Raw genomic sequence first — 21,191 nt, forward strand, 5'->3', positions numbered from 1 at the left:
AGTAGGATGATTCATTCGATTGAGGACTTTGTGCGAAATAGAAATTTAGGAATAGTGTGTAATTGTTTCGTGGGATTTATTAAAAAAAGAAAGATGGGAACTACCCCATCTTTCAACCATAATAAAATAAACTGACTATTTACAATATCTAATGATGAGATTATTAGATGTAGTTAAATAGTAGACTCGTTATCCAGAAATAGTACGTATCTGGATTTTTTACACGATTGAGATTACAATCATTCATGATTTTTTCCATCGTGTTTTTAAACCGTAAGTAAACTAAACAATTATAGATTGATGAGCGCTTTATGAAATTAAAATAGCATAAAACGATATTTCACCCATTCAATCTTTACTAGCACAAAGATGTAGGAACTAAGTATTTTACCCAAAAAAGCATACGTGATAAAATATTAGCAATGAATACTTTACACCTGTAAGTTCTTCACACATAACAAGTAAGCCGAGAATATATTTTTGATTAATCTGATTTAGACGTGAAAAATTTAGTTCGATACTTTTCTTTTCCGAAGTATAGCAGGAATTTTCCGTTAAAAATTTTTGAAGCCTTGGAAATCGAAGATTCATGAACTCCATAATTTAAAATAAAAAGATTGTGAACTAAAAAATTTAGGAAAATTCATGTGGTTTTAGTTTTTTTCAGAAAGAAAAACTAAAAATACCTCTGGAAATGCTGTGCATTCATGAATACTTTAATTTAAAAATATAAATGACATGAACTAAAAGTTCCCTTTCTTTTGTTGATGCCTGTGCTGAACTTGATTCAGTATTCTTTGGGAAAGCAAAGAAATCGAAGATTCACGAATTCCTATTTAAGAAATTAAAGTCTTATGAGCTAAAATGAAAATAAAACGCAGAAAATATGGTAATTAGCAGAGAGTTTCTAAGCTCAATTATAAATATGAATTGAATCACTTATATCGAACTGACGTTAATTAGAAGATAACTTAAAAAGAAGAAAGATATGCAGCTATATTTACGTTGGAATCCAATTCCATTTTTTTTCGCAATCTTGTTTTCGCCACATTTACAGTATTTACTGTTGTATTTCTAACTACGGCAATTTCTTTGGAGGATAATCCTAATTTTATATAGGAACAAAATTCTTTGTCGGTTCGGGTAATATTTGGATGTGCTTTTAATAAATTTTCAAAAAAACTAGCATTGACAACGTCCAAATCTTGTTCTGAAAGTTTCATCTTCGCGTTGATTTCGTTTTGCTGACGTAGTTCTAGAATCACTTGATTGATGTTATTTTCAAGTTTTCCTTCTCGTTGCGCTAATTTTAATTTTTTGATGAGATTTTCATTCAACTGTGTTTGTACCTGATTATTGGTAAGGATCATTTCAATATCCTTTTGTTTTAAGAGTAATTCTTGCGCGTATTTTTCTTTTTCTAGTTGCATCAGTTGTTCGGAAGTCGTTTTAATTACTTCATTTTGATGCTTTAGTGTATCATTTTGTTTTCGAATTGTTTGCTCATCTCTGTTGCGCATTCTATCAAAAAATTTTAATCCAAAAGCAAAGATCAATAAAATGACAAGTGTAAGCACATAACCAGAAATTGCAAATTCTCGATCATTGAGTTGGATGTAATGCAAAATAGAAAAGGTGAAAAAAGCATATATGAAACCAACAATTTTCCATAGTTGATTTTTGATTAAAAATATACTAAAAAACCCAATGCAAAGTACGACATAAGGTACTTCTACTTGTTTTTCTTCAAAATATACTGCTACATACGCCATTGAAGTCATGATAAATAAATACAGTAAACAAGAAATTTGACTTTTGCCAATTCTATTCAAATAAATTACTGTAATCACTATCACTTCTGCAAAAACAGTCACGAAAAAAGATGTGTAATCTGCCTTAATTAATTTTAGAATACACACGGTTGGCAAGATAAGTATAGCACCGCATAGACTAATAAAGTTCAGCAATTTCAAGACTCGTTTGTCGAATTCGGTAGAAACATGTTCTACACCTTTGTTGATGATGGTATTGTGGTATGCGATGATTTTTTTGAACAAATCTTTTTTTTACAAAATTAAAAGAATAAATGTAGGTTATAAAATTATAATTAAGATCGTTTTAAAAAGTTTTGGAAAATTCTTGTGAAACATTTTTTACGAACTACAATATTTCAATTGGATTACATACCATATTATAAGTAAAGTTTTAATATGTAAACTAAAAAAACTATATGTTGTATAAAACATTGATTTACAATACACAATTCTCTTCAAACACATAAAAGCATATGCAAAAGCGTGATCAGCATTACTTTTTCAAAAAAAATAATGCTGATCACGCTATGTTTAAGTGTATTATGTGAAGCAATACACTTAAACATAGCTTTAATTTGGAGCTATTACAGTATTTGTATTTGCAACTGGCCAAACTCCTGCCGCTGGAAAGCTAATTCCTTTGTTTTCTCCACGTGCTACATCTTGACCGAAGTAATAAAGTGGCCATCCTCTATACGTTAATTGAGTTCTACCATGAACATTGATGGTTCCAAAATCACTATTTTCTAAGATACTCGGTATTTGATCCAATGTGATTTCTACAATTGGCCATACCGCATTGTTTGAGAAATCAGGACTTGTAAAGTTGTTGGTATTGTTTGTATCGTTAGAAAATGTATAAATTGTTCTACCATTACCACTTACTATGTAACTCGTTTCTTCATCACCCAAAGCGTAAGTACTTGTATAATTATTACCATCATGACCTACCAATTGTGTTTTTGCATACATAAGTGAATAATCTGGCTTAGCTACATACCAAACATTACCGATATCTTCTCCATTTGTATCTCCTGCGGCGTTATCATTAGCAAAGTAATGCAAAGGCCAACCTTTATAGGTTGTTTGTAGTGCTCCATCGGCACGTGTAATTGTTGCAAAATCTGAATCACTTAAATCTGAGTTCGTTGTAATGTTTTGAGCATAGAAAATTGGCCAAGTATCAAGACAACCTCCTGCACATTGTGAAGTGCCTTTGGTATCTTTTGAAAAGAAATAAAGCGTCATGCCATCAACGTCCGTTAAAATACTTCCTAAAGTAGCATTATTTGTTAGTTGAACCAAGCCTGCATTTGTTTCTGGAGTTGCAAGGATTTCTCCATCGTCTGTACTACAACTTTGCAGTGAAAATAATACCATTATTACTGCGTACACTGTTCCTTTAATTGTCTTTGTCTTCATGTTAAATTGTTTTGTTTTATTTTCCACAAATCAACGTATAACATGCATTTTTGTTAGCATAAATGTTTGCTAGCGTGAAAATATTGGGATAAAAGTGAAAAAAAAGAGTTGAGAATTATTAGAAATTATTTTAAAATTGAATTTCCCCTTTCTATTTTGTCTTTAAGATTACTTTTTAGCACCTAATTATTAGTAGAAATCGTGAGCATTCTATGGAAGTTTCTAAAATTTAAATAGCAATGTACGATTCGAAGCTTGATTTATAAAAAGAAGTTCCTATATATATTGTACAGGATTTTGGTTCGTATTATCTTTGTTAGCTTAATATTTATTTTTGTATGATAAAAATTACACTGCCAGACGGCTCAGTTAGAGAATTTGATTCGGGCGCCACTCCAATGGATGTTGCCAAGAATATTAGTGAAGGTTTTGCTAGAAATGTGATTTCGGCAAAATTTAATGGTACAACCTTAGAAACCACAACTCCACTTACCACAGATGGAAACCTTGTTTTATATACTTGGAGAGATGATGAAGGAAAGAAAGCTTTTTGGCATTCTTCGGCTCACATTTTAGCACAAGCAATTTTAGAATTGTACCCAACTGCAAAATTATGGGTTGGTCCAGCTATTGAAAATGGCTTTTACTATGATATTGACTTAGGCGATGATACTATTTCTGACAAAGACTTTAAAACGATTGAAGATAAAATGCTTGAAATTGCTAGAGGAAAGCACGATTTTAAGATGCGCTCTGCAACTAAAGAAGAAGCATTAGCTTATTATAAAGATAGAAACGATTACAAAGTAGAACTTGTAGAAGGTCTTGAAGACGGAACCATTACGTTTTGTGATCATGATACTTTTACAGATTTATGCCGCGGTGGACATATTCCAAATACTGGAATTGTAAAAGCCGTAAAAATTATGAGCGTTGCCGGTGCATATTATAAAGGAGACGAAAATAATAAGCAGTTGACACGTGTATATGGAATTTCGTTCCCGAAACAGAAGGAACTAAAAGAATATTTACACTTATTAGAAGAAGCAAAGAAACGTGACCATAGAAAACTTGGAAAAGAAATGGAATTGTTCACGTTTTCTCAAAAAGTTGGACAAGGATTGCCGTTATGGTTACCTAAAGGAGCCGCTTTACGCAGTCAACTAGAAAGTTTTTTGAAAAAAGCACAGCAAAAAGCTGGATACGAAATGGTAATTTCTCCACACATTGGACAAAAGGATTTATATGTAACTTCTGGACATTACGCAAAATATGGAGAAGATAGTTTCCAAGCAATCACAACACCGAAAGCAGATGAAGAGTTTTTGTTAAAACCTATGAATTGCCCACATCATTGTGAAATTTATAATGCAAAACCTTTTAGCTATAAAGATTTACCAAAACGCTTTGCTGAGTTTGGAACGGTATATCGTTATGAACAAAGTGGAGAATTGCATGGATTAACGCGTGTTCGAGGTTTTACACAAGATGATGCACATATTTTTTGTACACCAGATCAACTAGATCAGGAATTTAAAAATGTGATTGACTTGGTAATGTATGTATTTGGTTCGTTAGGATTTGACAATTTTACAGCGCAAGTTTCGTTACGCGATCCAGAGAAGCCAGAAAAATATATTGGTTCTAATGAAAATTGGGACAAAGCTGAAAATGCTATCATTAATGCTGCGAAGGAGAAAAAACTAAATTATGTAATTGAGTATGGAGAAGCTGCATTTTACGGACCTAAGTTAGACTTTATGGTCAAAGATGCACTTGGACGAAGCTGGCAATTGGGAACAATTCAGGTAGATTATAACTTGCCTGAACGTTTCGACTTAACATACAAAGGAAGTGATAATGAATTGCACAGACCAGTAATGATTCACCGTGCACCGTTTGGAAGTATGGAGCGATTTATTGCAATTTTATTAGAACATACAGGCGGAAATTTCCCATTATGGTTAATGACAGAACAAGTAAATCTTTTACCTGTCAGTGAAAAATATGAGAATTACGGGAAAAAAGTTTTAAATTTGTTAGAAAATCACGAAATTCGCGCCCAAATAGACAATAGAAACGAAACTGTTGGAAAGAAGATTAGAGAAGCAGAAATGAGCAAAGTACCGTTTATGCTTATCATCGGAGAACAAGAAGAGAAAGATGGCACAGTTTCTGTACGTAGACACGGAGTCGGAGATATCGGCACACTTACCATGGAAGCATTTGCTGAAATGGTACAAAAAGAAATAAATAATAGCTTAAAGCCATTTAATGTTTAACTTAAAATTTTAGAACCATAGCAATACGAAGAAAAAGAAGTAGAGCTCCTAGAAGAGAAATCAAGGAAGATCCACACAGAATTAACAGAAAAATCAACGCTCCTGAAGTACGACTTGTAGGGGACAATGTTGAAATTGGTGTTTATCCAACACGGAAAGCGCTAGCCATAGCGGAAGAACAAGAATTAGATTTAGTTGAAATTTCACCTAAAGCGAATCCGCCTGTTTGTAAAATAATGGATTATAAGAAATTCCTTTATGAACAGAAAAAACGTGAAAAATCACTAAAAGCAAAGGCAACGAAAGTTACTGTTAAGGAGATTCGTTTTGGTCCTCAAACTGATGATCATGATTATGAGTTTAAAAAGAAGCATGCCACAAAGTTCCTAAAAGAAGGAGCAAAATTAAAAGCGTATGTATTCTTTAAAGGACGTTCTATCATATACAAAGATCAAGGACAAATTTTATTATTAAAATTAGCCCAAGAGCTTGAAGAATATGGTAAAGTAGAACAAATGCCTAAATTAGAAGGAAAGCGAATGATTATGTTCATTGCACCAAAAAAGAAATAAAAATAATAAGCGAAGTATTAAAAACAACTTAGGAATTATGCCTAAAATGAAAACAAAATCCAGCGCTAAGAAGCGTTTTAAGCTTACTGGAACTGGTAAAATTAAAAGAAAGCACGCGTATAAAAGTCACATCTTAACAAAGAAGTCTAAAAAGCGTAAGCTAGCGTTAACTCACAGTACTTTAGTACACGATAGTGATGTTAATAGTATTAAAGAACAATTACGTTTAAAGTAATCCGTTCTTTCGGTTAAATCAAATTTATAAACCCTGGAGTTAGGCCAACACAAAAAGAATTCAAAATTCTGAATTATACATTCTAAATTTTTGAATCGCCTACTACAAAAACACATTTAAAATTATGCCAAGATCAGTAAACGCGGTTGCTCGTAGAGCCCGAAGAAAAAAGGTATTAAAACAAGCCAAAGGTTACTTTGGAAGACGTAAAAACGTTTGGACAGTTGCAAAGAATGCGGTTGACAAAGCTATGAGTTACTCATACAGAGACCGTAGAAACAAGAAAAGAACATTCCGTGCATTATGGATTACTCGTATCAATGCGGGAGCTCGTTTAAATGGAATGTCATATTCTCAGTTTATGGGGAAAGTTAAAGCTAACGATATCGAATTAAACCGTAAGGTTTTAGCCGATTTAGCAATGAATCACCCAGAAGCTTTTAAAGCAATCGTTGATAAAGTAAAATAAATCGTCAAATAATAATATATTTCGCTTATATAAACCGACTCATTTTTGAGTCGGTTTTTTTTATGGTTAGTTTTTATAGAAGTTGCTTCTTACCTGTCATCAATTCATACACCAAAGGCAACGTTGCTTGTTTTCAAAAATATACTCACATAACTTCATGCTATTATTAATTTTTAAATTTTATAGCTATGTTAGAAAAATTCAACACGCAGACAATCGTAAACGCGTATTACATTTTAGGTGGTATAACAGATTCTTTTGATGATATTATTTTTGTGGATGATATCAATGCATTAAACTGCAATGCTACTGCTGACATTATCGGAATTGGAGATGTAGATACGGCTTAACCCAAATATATTAACGTGAGTTCGATATAAGTGATTCAATTCATATTTGTAATTGAGTTTAGAAACTCCTTACTAAAAACCACATTTTCAGTGTTTTATTTTCATTTTCTTTGCTTTCCCAAAGAAAAGAAACAAAAGAAAGGGAACTTTTCCAGAGGTATTTTTAGTTTTTCTTTGAAGGAAAAACTAAAACCGCATGAATTTCCCTAAATTTTTTCCAAGGCTTCAAAAATTTTTAACGGAAAATCCCTGCTATACTTCGGAAAAGAAAAGTATCTAACTAAATTTTTTACGTCGAACTCAACATCTATTATTAAAAAATCCGACTTTGCTATAGTCGGATTTCTTATAAACATCAGTCAATATAGTTTACATTATTTTCAATTCAATTTAGAAATCCATCGCAGGCACAAGTCAGGATTTTTATGCCGCTGAATTCCTAAAAAGTTACTTCCTACACACAATCTCTACATGTTGGAAATTCAGTTTGTGTAACACACGTTCTTACGACGCTTATTCCACAATTTTTTTGTCGTGTTTCAAAGCAAACATTAACACCATCAACATCAAGTGTACGAATACATTCGTTGAATGAGTTATCAATATTTCCTCCTTTCTGATGTAAAAGATCGAGCTTAGAAACGACCTTCTTGTTTAGTGATAATTGCCTTAATTTGTTTTTTTTCATAAAATTTGATTTTAATTATTAATGAGACAAAGCAACTTATAAATTGTGCCGTTTCAAACACAAGCAACCCTAAATTGACTGATTTATGACGGTAAATGTAGTGCATAAAAAAAACGAACCGAAGTTCGTTTTGTATTGTAGATAATTATATGCTGTTATGGATTATTCTTTCTCCACTTTGCCAAATCATCAGTCGCGGTAAAACCTCCATAAATTTTATCTGGAGTTTCAATTCTAAATTGTGTTAACTTTTCTAACATAAAGATGGTTTTTAAATTAATAATTGTTTGAAGTTAGTTAGAAATTATGAAACCTAAAATTGAAGCAACCGTGAATTAGATAATTTACGCAAGCAGAAGACATTTAAAACTGATTGAAAAATCAAGTTTTCTGCTTCTTCTTCTTTGCTGCTGGAAATAGAATATTGTTCAAAATTAATCGGTATCCAGGAGAGTTTGGATGTAGCTCTAATTCCGTTTTCGGATCTCCTACTCTATGCTGATAATCTTCTGGATCATGTCCGCCATAAAACGTAAAAAAACCTTTTCCTTTGATTCCATGAATATATCTACCTTCGCCATTGGTTCGGTTTTCACCTAAAATTAAAACAGCTGGCTTTATTTGCGAACGATCAAAACTTGTGGTTTGTCCCATGAATCCTTTCACTAAAGCGGTATGATTTTGACACAACATCGTCGGAATTGGATCCCATTTTGCAGAAAAATCCATTAATGTAAAGTAATCCGCATCTTTTACAATACGTCTTTTGGAAGTCATATCAATCGATGAAAATTCGTATTTAGTTGGACTTCGTTCGAGTTCAAAATCTGTAAATGCAAACGTTTTATTATAATCTATCTTATTTTGATAATTTCTATCCGAAACATCACCATCAAACATAGGTTCACAAATATCTATACCTTCCGCAGCAAGTGCAATATCAAAACTATCCGTTGCACTACACATGGCAAACATAAATCCGCCACCAATAACATAATCTCTAATTTTTAAAGCGACATCGCGTTTTTCTTCTGATACTTTATCGTATCCTAACTTTTTTGCCAACGCTTCTGCTTCTTTCTTTTCACGAATGTACCAAGGAGCCGATCTGTAAATTCCGTAAAACTTACCATATTGCCCTGTAAAATCTTCGTGGTGCAAGTGTAACCAATCGTACTGAACTAAACCATCCGACAATACTTCTTCATCATACACGACTTCATATGGAATTTCCGCATACGTCAATACCATTGTTACGGCATCGTCCCACGGAACATTTCCTTTTGGAGAATATACTGCTACTTTTGGCGCTTTTTCTAGAATTACAGCTTCCTGATTTTTACTCGGACTAGCGATTTCTGCTAATATGGTAGCCGTTTTTGAATCTGATAACAATTCGTATGAAACACCTCTAATTTTACATTCTTTCTCTACGGCATCAATTGCAGGCAGTAAAAATGATCCGCCTCTGTAATTGAGCAACCATTTTACTTTGATTTTCTTTTCAAGCGACCAATAAGTAATTCCGTACGCTTTTAAGTGATCTTTTTGCGATTCCGCATCCATTGGAATCAATATATAGGAAGCATAACTACTCACTGAAAACAGTAAAAGCAGCGCCAATGTGATTATTTTTTTGAATTTCAATTTCATTATTTTTTATTCTATCGAAAGATACACAAAAATTATACCTCATTAAAGATTTTATAGTTTCTTAACAGATATTCGACTTTTCGCATTAATCATCTTCCAATTTAAAATCAATCGGTAGGTTATAACGAATGCTAACAATTTCCCCATTATACTTTTCAGGTGTAAACGTAGCTTGTTTAACCATTTGTAATGCTACGCTATCCAAATCAGCATGTACACTTTTGGTAATTTTAGCATCACGTACAGAACCATCTTTTTCTACGATGAATGATCTGTGATTTTGGAAAAACATTCGTTACAAATTGATGTTGGATAGCGTTCACTAAATCCTGCTCGTTCGTTCCCGCAATTTGCACAAAAAGTTTTTAGTTTTTGACTTTCTATATAAACCAATTCACTTTTCTCTTTATGTCGAAACAATAAATTATCCCATGCGGCAATCGTGTAGATTTCTTGATCTGAGACTTCCATGTTACGTCTTAATTCATTCGTAGAATTTTCGATGAATGGCGCCAAAATTTCTATATAATTTTCTATATGTTCAATACTATTTGCTTGATATTCCAAGTACCATTTTTCAGATTTGGTAATATAATTCCAAAATTCGCGTAATGAACGAAACTTTTTAGTAAAAACGAGTGTCGTTTTTGCTTCTGAATGTGCATTTGTATTGATCCGATTTGGAAAAAGTAGTATCGTTTTCTTTATCTTTTTTAAATAGTAGACATTTTTGGAATCAGAAAGTACGTAATGTATGTATTCTTGCTTTTTAGCCTTTGTACTATTGCCAAATAGTTTAGAAAATATATTCATAAGACAAAACCGAGTTTTTCATATTGAGCTTTCAATATTTCTAGGTTTGAAGTTTTTTGTATGATAAGTACGTATAATTTCAAAAAGTATCTCTGAATTAATTACGATTACAACTGTTTAATTCCAGCAGTGAAAAAAGGTCCAATTGGCAAGCAACTCATAATTTTCAGGTCTTGCCAAACAGAACTTTCATTCCCCAAAAATGCTAAAATATCTTCTATTGGACGATTTTTAAAGATCGTTGCAAAGATTTCTTTCCCTTCTAATTTGTTAGACAACATCACTTCCAATAATGTTCTGTCGTACCATTGGTATGTTTTTTCGCGAAATGTCAATTTAGGATTTGGATGTTTTCCTTCTTGCAATAGTTTGATAATATTTTCCGTGTGTTTTTGCACAAATTGAAACGTATAACCACTACTCGCTTTTGTAAATCCGCCAGCAGTTCCCAAGTTGATAATATTCTCTTGGTTAGAAATATCTCTTGAAAATTCAGCCAACGACATAGGAATGATTCCAAATTCTGTATGCAAAATTTCATAATCATCGATAGCTAAATACGATTTGATATAGTTTTGTAACGCTTCTTTGTATTGTTCTTTTTCAAGAATTTTCTCTGTAAACAAGGTATATTCTACCAAAGCTTCGGTTTCACTTGTGGGCAACACATACATAAAAGTTGTTCCGTGTTCTTGACTCAATCTAAAATCCATCAATCGACCAACAGTGGTATCAAAAACTGGTTTTTTTGACTGAATTACCCAACCTTCAAAATGTTGCAAAAGTGAATTTTTAGTGTCTATTTTTGGATAGAAAAGACTTGTAGAATTGAACACAAACGTTGCCGAATACGTTGCTTTTTCCGTAGTAACTTCTGCAGATTTTTGATCTGAAGTAATTGAAGTGATTTGCTCAGAAATAAACCTTACATTTTCAAATTGCTTTGCGAAACTGATTACAAAGTTATAAAAGTCAATTCCTTGAATCATTTTATATCGATATGCAGGCATGTCATATTTGCGCTGAAAATCATCTGATAAAAACTCTAAGGTTTCCCATTGATGCGTTACGATGTATTCAAATAGTCCGTTTCCTTTTTCCCAAAAACACCATGTACGATCGTTTTTGTTTTTTTGTTCCTTGTCTACAACTAAAATTTGCTTGGTACACAACGTTGGATCTTTCAAAATTCTGTACAGCAAACTCAGCCCTGCACATCCTGATCCAGCAATTATGTAATCGTATTTCATTGACAAAGTATTCTTTACAGTAATTATTGCATGTTAAAAATCTAGCTTTTGTCATTCCGCGCTCGATTTGACATGTTACTTTTACAAAAATAAGGATTTCTTAGAAAGGAACTTCGTTATCGTCAGGATTAAAATCATCATTCATTGAACTTCCAAACGCTTCATCGGCACTTGGTAAATTTTCTGTTTTAAATGTATCATCATTTGCCGCATCGTTCATTTTTGAATGGAATTCGAAAGGAGAATCGAAAGTTTCCAAGTTGTCAAACTTACCTAAATGTCCAACGAATTTCAATCGAATGTTATCCAAACCACCATTTCTGTGTTTTGCGACAATGAATTCCGCTTGTCCGTCAGTTGGCGAGCGTTCTTCATCATCCCATTCTTCAATTTTATAATATTCAGGACGATAAATAAACGATACGATATCCGCATCCTGCTCAATCGCTCCCGATTCACGTAAATCGGAAAGTAATGGACGTTTGCTTCCTCCACGCGTTTCCACCGCACGTGATAACTGAGATAAGGCAATTACTGGAACATTTAATTCTTTTGCCAAAGCTTTTAGGTTTCGCGAAATGGTTGAAATTTCCTGTTCACGGTTTCCTCCTTTTTGACTTCCGCCAGCTGTCATTAACTGCAAGTAATCAATCATGATCATTTTGATTCCGTGTTGCGAAGCTAAACGTCGCGCTTTTGCACGCAAATCAAAGATGGATAACGAAGGTGTATCATCAATAAACAAAGGTGCTTTTTCGAGTCCTTTTACTTTTACGTTGAGTTGTTCCCATTCGTGTTTGGCAAGTTTCCCTGTACGTAATTTTTCAGAAGATAAACCAGTTTCCGAAGATATTAAACGTGTGATTAACTGTACCGAAGCCATCTCTAACGAGAAGAATGCTACTGGAATGTTTTGATCTACGGCAATGTTTCGTGCCATCGATAAGGTAAGTGCCGTTTTTCCCATACCTGGACGTGCTGCAACGATGATTAAATCACTTGGTTGCCATCCAGAAGTTAGTTTGTCTAATAGTGTAAAACCTGTTGGAATACCACTTAATCCTTCTTTATTTGATATTTCTTCAATTTTCTTTTTGGCTTGAATTACCAAACTTTGCGCCGTTTCGGACGATTTTTTAATGTTTCCCTGTGTTACTTCATACAAACGTGATTCTGCTTTGTCTAATAGTGAAAAAACGTCTGTTGTTTCATCGTATGCATCTTCAATGATTTCATTGGAAATTTTTATCAAACTACGTTGAATGAATTTTTGCAAAATGATACGTGCATGAAACTCTATATGCGCCGAAGATGATACTTTTTGCGTAAGCGATATTAAATAGAAATCGCCGCCTACCATGTCTAACTTTGAATTTTTTCGCAATTGCGACGAAACTGTTAATAAGTCAATTGGTTCTGAGTTTTCGAACAATTGAAAGATGGCTTCAAAGACAAATTTGTTGGCTTCTTTGTAAAAAGCTTCAGGACTTAGAATATCAATAACCTCATCGACACCTTTTTTATCAATCATCATTGCACCAAGTACGACTTCTTCTAAATCGACGGCTTGTGGAGGCAATTTTCCTTTCTCCAGACTTATTAAATTGCTTTTATCAGTTTTATATGTTTGCTTAGGGTTTACATTTTCCATGACTGCGAAAGTAAACTAATACATTTACTTTTGGGGTTTTATTTTTCGCTTGAATCTTAACGATTCAATGTTAATAAGTTACGATTTTTTGTTGATAAGCGGAAAAAAAATCCGAAGCGCTAACTTCGGATTTTCATACTTCCTTATGTAGTATAGGTTTATCCTTTGAATTCGCCCATTTTTGAATATTTATCCATCCGTGAACTTACTAAATCTTCTTGTGATAAGTTTTTTAATTTGTCATAATTTGCAACAATGGCATCGCGAACTGCAATAAATGTTCCTTCACGATCGTTGTGTGCGCCACCAAGCGGTTCTTCTATGATTTCATCAATTACTTTGATTTTCATTGCGTCAATAGCAGTTAATTTTAACGCATCTGCCGCTTTTTCTTTGTGTTCCCAACTACGCCATAAAATTGACGAGCAGTTTTCAGGAGATATTACAGAGTACCAAGAGTTTTCTAACATTAATACTGTGTCTCCAACACCGATTCCTAACGCGCCACCTGAAGCACCTTCTCCGATAATTACAGTAATGATTGGCACTTTTAATCGTGTCATTTCAAGAATGTTACGTGCAATTGCTTCTCCTTGTCCGCGTTCTTCAGCTTCTAATCCTGGATAAGCTCCTGGTGTATCAATTAACGTTACTACAGGAATTCCGAATTTTTCAGCAGATTTCATTAAACGCAATGCTTTACGATAGCCTTCAGGATTTGCCATTCCGAAATTACGGTACTGACGTGTTTTTGTGTTGTATCCTTTTTGCTGACCGATGAACATGTACGATTGATCTCCGATTTTACCTAGACCACCAATCATGGCTTTGTCATCTTTTACATTACGATCTCCGTGTAGTTCTAAGAATGTATCGCCACAAAGTGCGTTGATATAGTCTAAGGTATACGGTCTGTTTGGATGACGTGATAGTTGTACACGTTGCCAAGCAGTTAGATTTTTGTAAATATCTTTTTTAGCTTTTGCTAGTTTTTCCTCGATTTGCTGACATGTTTCTGTAACATCAATATCGCTTTCATGTCCAATTGCGACACATTTTGTCAGTTGCTCTTCTAATTCCTTAATAGGTAGCTCAAAATCTAAATATTCCATGCTTTTGAGGGTATGTTTAGTTGTTTCAGTTTACAAATATAAAATTTTAATTTAGGAAACATCTATGCCGACATCGGATTTTATTTTCCTTTTGTTTTTTAGGATTCCATTTGCAAGTACCGTTATGATAACTAGGATACTTCCGTAATAGAATCCTGGTGACATTTTTTCGTCTTCTGGAAATAATAACAAGGCTAAAATTATTCCATATATTATTTCTAAATTATAGGTCAACACTACCGTATACGGACTTATATGAAGCATTATATGTGTGGACGCTATAAACGCATAAGCCGTACATATAGAAGCAAGAATGAAGATATATATCCAATCATTTGTACTTAGGATGAAGAAATTTTCTTGTGTAAAACCATCTGCCGAAAAGACTAAGTATATTGAGATAAATGCGACACCACAGATAAATTCATAGAATGATATGGTAGAAGCATTGTGTTTTTCTACAAATTTTCCATTTAGTACTGCAAATAATGATGATAGAAATGCAGAAATGACTCCTAAAATGATTCCGTTGATGTATTTGAATTCGCTATTCATAATGATATACACACCAATGATGACAATGATTCCGAAGATGATTTCATACCAAATTATTTTTCTTTTGTAAACAATAGGTTCTATGAAAGAAGCAAAAAATGCTCCTGTAGAGAACATGACCAAAGTAATGGATACGTTAGACACATCAATAGCGCCAAAAAAGGTAATCCAATGTAAAGCCACCACAATACCTGCGACGGCAAATTTTGAAAATGTTTTTAGAGATATGTGTAATCGTATTTTGGAAATTTTGATAAAGGCAAACATAATTACACCTGCAATAAGCATTCGAAACCAGACTAATGGAATCGCTTTGATTGTGATGAGTTTTCCTAGTATTGCAGTAAATCCTGCAATGAAAATCAACACGTGAAGATGTATGTAGTTTTTGAGTTTAACGCCTAGCATTGTACAACAAATATATCGCTAATATCCCAAAGACAATATTTGGCACCCAAACGGCTAACATGGGAGAGAATCCTGACTTTTCAGCCATTGTACCAAAGATTTTATCAAAAAATATGTAGATAAACGCGATAGAAATCCCAAAAGCTAGGTTAACGCCCATTCCTCCTCTACGTTTCATAGACGAAACAGCTACCGCAATAATAGTAAGTATGAAAGCTGTTATTGGCAGACTCCAACGTTTGTATTTTACTAATAAATGCTTGCTTACGTTTGGCGATCCTGCTTGACGTTCTTTTTGTATAAATTTGTTTAGTTCTTGATAGTTTAACGTTTCTGCCATGTAGGTTACAGGCGTTAAATCTTCCACTTCAAAAGGAAAAATAGTATCAAATCTTCGTTCGCTCAAAATACTATCATTCATAGTTCCGATGATACGTTTTTTAAAGCTTCGTAACGTGTAGGTACTATCTTCTTCGTTATATGTTATCGAGCGTGCTTGTATTTTATACTTTAATATGTTGTCTTCAAAATGCTCTAAAGTAAAGTTATCGCCTCTTTTGTCGTTAAAATTAAATCCTTTTAAATACACAAAATCATTATCCGAAACTTGCTTATATATCTGAGCATTGTCGCGCACTTGTTTCCGTCCTTTTTTGATATATTCAAATCGAAACTCATTAAAACCTTTACTCGAATTAGGAACGATGTACATTCCTGCTACAAAAGCTACAATAGCAACTATAGAGGCAGCAACTAAAAATGGGCGTAAAAAACGCATATAAGAAACACCAGAGCTTAAAATAGCAATGATTTCAGTATCGTTTGCCATTTTTGATGTAAACCAAATGACCGAAAGAAATAAAAATATTGGGAATAATAGATTGGCAAAGTAAATGACAAAGTCGACATAATAGACAACGATTGCACCTGCTGGCGCTTCTGAAGCTAACATTTTGTCAATGTTTTCAGAAATATCAACCATGATTCCGATAGGAACGAAGAGTAACAACATTACTGAAAATGTTGACAAGTATTTTTTAATGATGTACCAATCTAATATTTTCACACATTTAAATTTTAAATATTTTCTTTATAGAGGAATTTTCAAATTTCTAAATATTCGCTTTATTTTCTGCTATAAACGCTTATCCATTTGTTTTACCATCATATCTTTCCATGTTCTGAAATCGCCTGCTAAGATATGTTTTCTAGCTTCTCGTGTCAACCAAAGATAAAATCCTAGGTTATGAATCGTTGCAATTTGCTTTCCAAGCAATTCATTTACCGTAAATAAGTGACGTAAATATGCTTTTGAATATTCCGTATCGACAAACGTAATGCCCATTTCATCAATTGGAGAAAAATCGTCTTCCCACTTTTTGTTTTTGATATTTATAGTTCCATGTGCTGTAAAAAGCATCCCATTTCGAGCATTTCGAGTTGGCATGACACAATCAAACATATCGACACCTAAAGCAATGTTTTCTAAGATATTGATTGGTGTTCCAACGCCCATTAAATAGCGTGGTTTGTCTTCTGGAAGAATTTCACAGACAACATCTGTCATTGCATACATTTCTTCAGCAGGTTCTCCAACAGATAAGCCACCGATTGCATTACCAACTGCTTCACGCGATGCGATAAATTCTGCCGATTGTTTGCGTAAGTCTTTGTATGTACTTCCTTGCACTATTGGGAAAAATGCTTGTGTGTAATCGTATTTGTAAGGTGTTTTGGCTAAATGTGCAATACAACGATCTAACCAACGATGTGTCATGTGCATCGAACGTTTTGCATATCGGTAATCGCATGGATACGGTGTACATTCGTCAAAAGCCATTATGATATCGGCTCCAATTGTACGTTGAATTTCCATGACATTTTCTGGCGTAAAGAAATGATACGAACCGTCAATGTGCGATTTGAACTTTACGCCTTCTTCTTTAATTTTTCGGTTTGCCGAAAGCGAATACACTTGATAACCTCCAGAATCTGTCAAAATATTGCGATCCCAGTTCATAAATTTGTGCAATCCTCCAGCTTTTTCAAGAATTTCAGTTTGTGGACGCAAGTACAAATGATAGGTATTTCCTAAAATAATATCAGGATTGATATCTTCTTTTAACTCACGTTGATGTACTCCTTTTACGGTTCCAACCGTTCCCACAGGCATAAAAATAGGCGTTTCAATTGTTCCATGATCGGTGGTAATAACTCCCGCTCTCGCCTTACTTCCTGCGTCTTTTCCTTTTAAATCAAATTTCATGTATGTATGCTATCTATTGCCTGTAATGTTATCATGTAAGTGCGCTGTGTTTTATCGGCTACAGCCGACTACGACTTTTTTGACAACTATATAGTGGCATGATCAGTTGGCAAATATAGGTAAGATTGCGAGATGATTTTACTAATCAAATATTAAAATTTAAGAAACTCAGATGGATTGGTGTTTTTTGATAGATTTTTACTTTATATCTTCATTGAGTTTATTCGCATCTTGTCTTGAATCAAAAAATGTAATGATTTCAATTTCATTTGATTCCGTTACAATTCTGTAATAAAAAGTGGTTTGCTTGGTAACAACACATTTGTAAAGTCCTCTAAATTCAGTGGATTGCGGACAACTATGCGGTTGTGTAGATACTTGATTTATTTTTGCTGTCAATTTTTCAATAAATTGATCTTTTGTTTTCAAGCTCCAATGTTCTAAAAGATATTGAGCTAATTTTTGCAGTTTAGACGCTGCTAATTCGGATAAAAATACATTCATTAAGAAATCTTCTTCAAGACTGATTCGTAGGAAACTCTTTTTCCTTTATCAAGATTTTCGATGCCTTGTTTTATTTCTTCTTGTTGAGCTGTACTCAATTCATTCCAGAAATCAACTTTTTCCTTATTGACAAAATCAGCAACTTTTTGAAGAAATTCGTCATTTTGAATCGCTAAGATTGTTTTTACTAATTCAATTTTTGTTGCTTGAATATCCATAGTATTTTATTCTTTAAATCAAAGATACAAAATAATGTATTATGTACTATTACTACTGTAACTATCATACAATTATTGAGTGTAGAATTTACTTTCTAGCACCTTTTTAGCAAGCATGATTTTTAATGATATATTTCACGTACTTACAATTTGCTTTTTTAAAAGACATCGATTTTCTCTCAAATTAGGGAAATTCATCAACTAAGTTTTACAATATGTCTTGTAAGTTCTTCATGCAAGTATTATTTGGAGCATTTACAATAGTTTTTACAAACTTCATTTTCAATAATTTACACACAACTCACACTTTTTACCTTATTCACAACATTTCGTTAATAAAAGCCTACAAAGTTCTTTTGTTTGCGCCGTTTTATAACTTACTTTTGATGCTTTAAAAAACTACTAATTAACACACAATGTCTGATAACAAATCATTAGAAAATTTAGTCACTCAAGTACGTAGAGATATCTTGAGAATGGTACATAAAGTAAATTCTGGACATCCAGGAGGTTCTTTGGGATGTGCTGAATTTTTAGTCACTTTATATAATGATACGATGAAACTGAAGGACGGTTTCGATATGGACGGAAAAGGAGAAGATGTTTTCTTTTTGTCTAACGGTCATATTTCTCCTGTAATTTATAGCGTTTTAGCACGTCGCGGATATTTTCCTGTTGATGAATTGAACACATTTCGTTTGTTAGATTCTCGTTTGCAAGGACATCCAACTACGCATGAAGGCTTGCCTGGAATTCGTATTGCGTCTGGTTCACTAGGACAAGGAATGTCGGTTGCTATTGGCGCGGCATTGACTAAAAAGTTAAACGGAGACAATCATTTAGTGTATTCGTTACACGGAGATGGAGAGCTGCAAGAAGGTCAGAATTGGGAAGCAATTATGTACGCCGCTGGAAATAACGTTGATAATTATATCGCAACGATTGATTATAATAAGAAGCAAATTGATGGTGCTACAGATGATGTATTGCCATTAGGTTCACTTTCTGATAAGTTTGAAGCGTTTGGTTGGGATGTTTTAGAAATTACCGACGGAAACAATATTCAGGCTATTAAAGACGGAATGGCGGAAGCTAAAGCCAGAACTGGAAAAGGAAAACCAGTGTGTGTATTGTTGCATACAGAAATGGGGAATGGTGTTGATTTTATGATGAACACACATGCTTGGCACGGTAAAGCACCAAATGATGAACAACTGGAAAGTGCATTGGCACAAAATCCAGCAACTTTAGGTGATTATTAAAAATCAAGTCTTTCTTATTGAATTAAAAACAACAACTAAAAAGATACCCGATTTCTAGGGCACATAAGATGAAAAAATATACAAATACAGGAAGTAAAGATACACGTTCAGGTTTTGGAGATGGATTGACAGAGCTTGGACAAACAAACGAAAATGTTGTCGCACTTTGTGCAGATTTGACAGGATCGTTAAAAATGAATGAATTCAAGGACAATCATCCAGAACGTTTTTTCCAGATTGGAATTGCAGAAGCAAATATGATTGGAATTGCCGCAGGAATGACGATTGGCGGAAAGATTCCGTTTACAGGAACGTTTGCGAACTTTTCTACAGGTCGTGTGTACGATCAAATTCGTCAATCAGTAGCGTATTCTGATAAGAATGTAAAAATTTGTGCTTCACACGCAGGAATTACGTTGGGAGAAGATGGCGCAACACACCAAATTTTAGAAGATATCGGTTTGATGAAAATGTTGCCTGGTATGACCGTTATTAATACCTGTGATTACAACCAAACAAAAGCAGCTACCTTGGCAATTGCAGCACATCATGGACCTGTATATTTACGTTTCGGACGTCCGAAAGTAGCCAACTTTACACCTGCTGATCAAAAATTTGAAATTGGAAAAGCGGTTCAATTAACCGAAGGAACTGATGTTACAATTGTTGCTACAGGACATTTAGTTTGGGAAGCATTACAAGCGGCTGAAACTTTAGAAGCGGAAGGAATTTCTGCGGAAGTGATCAATATTCACACTATTAAACCATTGGACGAAGCAGCTATTTTGAACTCTGTTGCTAAAACGGGTTGCATTGTTACAGCGGAAGAACATAACTTTTTAGGAGGATTGGGCGAAAGTGTAGCACGTACGTTAGCACTAAATACACCAGCACCTCAAGAATTTGTAGCGACACAAGATACTTTTGGAGAATCTGGAACGCCTGCACAATTGATGGAAAAGTACGGTTTAAATGCCGCTTCAATCGTAAAAGCGACACAAAAAGTAATTAAAAGAAAGTAATAGATTCTAAAAAAATACGTTTCTACTACTATAACATTAAACAGTAAGATCATGAGAAACAACCTATTATGTTTGATATTTTTGTTTGCTACGGCAAGTTGCTTCGCGCAATTTGGTGTAAAAGCAGGATTGAACTTCAACTCTAATGGAGAATTAAAACTTCAAGATGTAATCAACGCGGGAGAAAATATTGTAGAAGAAAGCGGAGACGCAAAAATTGGATATCACTTTGGAGCGTATTACAATGTTGATTTAGGAAAATTATACCTTCGTCCAGAAGTTGTATATACAAAAACGAAAAGTGAATACCAATCTAATGCATATGACATGTCTAAAATTGATATTCCGTTATTAGTAGGATTGGATATTGTTGGTCCTTTGAGTGTTTTTGCTGGACCAGCGTTTCAATATACATTAGATAACGATTTTGAAAATAATACTATTTCTGATGTACAAAATGACATTACTGTTGGTTTCAACTTTGGCGCCATGGTAAAAATTGGAAATGTTGGTTTGGATGTACGCTACGAACGTGGATTTACTGAAAATGAAGCCACTATTTTAGATAGTAATAATATTCAAATTGGAACTTTAGATTCTAGACCAAGTCAAATAATATTTAGTCTTTCATTAAAATTATAGACT

22 protein-coding genes are annotated in these 21,191 nt (G+C 33.8%); 8 read left to right on the forward strand and 14 right to left on the reverse strand.

The features are described 5' to 3' along the window. Window positions 1-971: 971 nt before the first annotated feature. Both AA089_RS06065 and AA089_RS06070 read right to left on the reverse strand, forming a co-directional pair. Window positions 972-2,057, reverse strand: a complete 1,086-nt coding sequence (locus AA089_RS06065; protein WP_046756031.1) for a helix-turn-helix transcriptional regulator — start codon at window positions 2,055-2,057, stop codon at window positions 972-974. A gap of 327 nt (window positions 2,058-2,384) precedes the next feature. Next, window positions 2,385-3,236 (reverse strand): hypothetical protein, encoded by an 852-nt coding sequence (locus AA089_RS06070; RefSeq protein ID WP_046756107.1) that lies wholly within the window; start codon window positions 3,234-3,236, stop codon window positions 2,385-2,387. 338 nt (window positions 3,237-3,574) lie between these two features. Between AA089_RS06070 and thrS the strand changes: the two genes are divergently transcribed. The 5 genes from thrS (at window position 3,575) to AA089_RS24600 (ending at window position 7,144) form a co-directional block, all read left to right on the forward strand. Next, complete coding sequence (gene thrS / locus AA089_RS06075; protein ID WP_046756032.1) at window positions 3,575-5,518, forward strand: threonine--tRNA ligase; 1,944 nt, start codon at window positions 3,575-3,577, stop codon at window positions 5,516-5,518. Between the two features lie 59 nt (window positions 5,519-5,577). Beyond that, window positions 5,578-6,090 carry a translation initiation factor IF-3 gene (gene infC / locus AA089_RS06080; RefSeq protein WP_156168919.1) on the forward strand — a complete coding sequence of 171 codons (513 nt, stop codon included), beginning with the start codon at window positions 5,578-5,580 and terminating at the stop codon, window positions 6,088-6,090. A 37-nt stretch (window positions 6,091-6,127) separates the two neighbouring features. Beyond that, complete coding sequence (gene rpmI, locus AA089_RS06085; RefSeq protein WP_007093935.1) at window positions 6,128-6,325, forward strand: 50S ribosomal protein L35; 198 nt, start codon at window positions 6,128-6,130, stop codon at window positions 6,323-6,325. A 124-nt stretch (window positions 6,326-6,449) separates the two neighbouring features. Beyond that, on the forward strand, window positions 6,450-6,794 hold the full coding sequence (rplT, locus tag AA089_RS06090; RefSeq protein ID WP_046756034.1) for a 50S ribosomal protein L20: 345 nt from the start codon (window positions 6,450-6,452) through the stop codon (window positions 6,792-6,794). A 188-nt stretch (window positions 6,795-6,982) separates the two neighbouring features. Continuing rightward, window positions 6,983-7,144, forward strand: coding sequence for a hypothetical protein (locus tag AA089_RS24600; RefSeq protein WP_156168920.1), 162 nt, complete (start codon window positions 6,983-6,985; stop codon window positions 7,142-7,144). 454 nt (window positions 7,145-7,598) lie between these two features. Here the strand turns inward: AA089_RS24600 and AA089_RS06095 are convergent, their stop codons facing one another. The 12 genes from AA089_RS06095 to AA089_RS06150 form a co-directional block, all read right to left on the reverse strand. Continuing rightward, the gene (locus tag AA089_RS06095; protein WP_046756035.1) at window positions 7,599-7,832 is read right to left on the reverse strand and encodes a hypothetical protein; all 234 of its coding nucleotides are present in this window, start codon (window positions 7,830-7,832) and stop codon (window positions 7,599-7,601) included. 381 nt (window positions 7,833-8,213) lie between these two features. Beyond that, window positions 8,214-9,485 carry a type 1 periplasmic-binding domain-containing protein gene (locus AA089_RS06100; protein ID WP_046756036.1) on the reverse strand — a complete coding sequence of 424 codons (1,272 nt, stop codon included), beginning with the start codon at window positions 9,483-9,485 and terminating at the stop codon, window positions 8,214-8,216. An 85-nt stretch (window positions 9,486-9,570) separates the two neighbouring features. Continuing rightward, the gene (locus AA089_RS06105) at window positions 9,571-9,777 is read right to left on the reverse strand and encodes an energy transducer TonB (RefSeq protein WP_053002230.1); all 207 of its coding nucleotides are present in this window, start codon (window positions 9,775-9,777) and stop codon (window positions 9,571-9,573) included. Further along, the gene (locus tag AA089_RS06110; protein ID WP_046756037.1) at window positions 9,744-10,298 is read right to left on the reverse strand and encodes a hypothetical protein; all 555 of its coding nucleotides are present in this window, start codon (window positions 10,296-10,298) and stop codon (window positions 9,744-9,746) included. Before AA089_RS06110 ends, AA089_RS06105 begins: the two co-directional genes overlap by 34 nt. 107 nt (window positions 10,299-10,405) lie before the next feature. Further along, window positions 10,406-11,548, reverse strand: coding sequence for a lycopene cyclase family protein (locus AA089_RS06115; protein ID WP_046756038.1), 1,143 nt, complete (start codon window positions 11,546-11,548; stop codon window positions 10,406-10,408). 100 nt (window positions 11,549-11,648) lie between these two features. Further along, the gene (gene dnaB, locus AA089_RS06120) at window positions 11,649-13,199 is read right to left on the reverse strand and encodes a replicative DNA helicase (RefSeq protein ID WP_046756039.1); all 1,551 of its coding nucleotides are present in this window, start codon (window positions 13,197-13,199) and stop codon (window positions 11,649-11,651) included. A gap of 158 nt (window positions 13,200-13,357) precedes the next feature. Then, window positions 13,358-14,311: an acetyl-CoA carboxylase carboxyltransferase subunit alpha gene (locus tag AA089_RS06125; protein ID WP_046756040.1), complete on the reverse strand. Its 954-nt coding sequence runs from the start codon at window positions 14,309-14,311 to the stop codon at window positions 13,358-13,360. A gap of 51 nt (window positions 14,312-14,362) precedes the next feature. Next, complete coding sequence (locus AA089_RS06130; protein ID WP_046756041.1) at window positions 14,363-15,274, reverse strand: DMT family transporter; 912 nt, start codon at window positions 15,272-15,274, stop codon at window positions 14,363-14,365. Beyond that, entirely contained in the window at window positions 15,261-16,340 is a 1,080-nt protein-coding gene (locus AA089_RS06135; RefSeq protein WP_046756042.1) for an LptF/LptG family permease, read from the reverse strand. Before AA089_RS06135 ends, AA089_RS06130 begins: the two co-directional genes overlap by 14 nt. Window positions 16,341-16,409: 69 nt before the next feature. Beyond that, window positions 16,410-17,540, reverse strand: coding sequence for a tRNA guanosine(34) transglycosylase Tgt (gene tgt, locus AA089_RS06140; protein ID WP_046756043.1), 1,131 nt, complete (start codon window positions 17,538-17,540; stop codon window positions 16,410-16,412). A 198-nt stretch (window positions 17,541-17,738) separates the two neighbouring features. Continuing rightward, window positions 17,739-18,044, reverse strand: coding sequence for a type II toxin-antitoxin system RelE/ParE family toxin (locus AA089_RS06145; RefSeq protein ID WP_046756044.1), 306 nt, complete (start codon window positions 18,042-18,044; stop codon window positions 17,739-17,741). Then, window positions 18,044-18,262: a hypothetical protein gene (locus AA089_RS06150; RefSeq protein WP_046756045.1), complete on the reverse strand. Its 219-nt coding sequence runs from the start codon at window positions 18,260-18,262 to the stop codon at window positions 18,044-18,046. Before AA089_RS06150 ends, AA089_RS06145 begins: the two co-directional genes overlap by 1 nt. Window positions 18,263-18,678: 416 nt before the next feature. Here AA089_RS06150 and AA089_RS06155 point away from each other — a divergent pair, with 416 nt between their 5' ends. From AA089_RS06155 to AA089_RS06165, 3 genes are all read left to right on the forward strand, one after another. Further along, complete coding sequence (locus tag AA089_RS06155; RefSeq protein ID WP_046756046.1) at window positions 18,679-19,524, forward strand: transketolase; 846 nt, start codon at window positions 18,679-18,681, stop codon at window positions 19,522-19,524. Window positions 19,525-19,592: 68 nt separating this feature from the next. Then, on the forward strand, window positions 19,593-20,546 hold the full coding sequence (locus AA089_RS06160) for a transketolase family protein (RefSeq protein ID WP_046756047.1): 954 nt from the start codon (window positions 19,593-19,595) through the stop codon (window positions 20,544-20,546). A 51-nt stretch (window positions 20,547-20,597) separates the two neighbouring features. Further along, a complete protein-coding gene (locus AA089_RS06165) occupies window positions 20,598-21,188 on the forward strand; it encodes an outer membrane beta-barrel protein (RefSeq protein ID WP_046756048.1) in 591 nt (196 codons plus the stop codon). Window positions 21,189-21,191: the final 3 nt, after the last annotated feature.

This window comes from Kordia jejudonensis (genome assembly GCF_001005315.1).
GTDB lineage: Bacteria > Bacteroidota > Bacteroidia > Flavobacteriales > Flavobacteriaceae > Kordia > Kordia jejudonensis.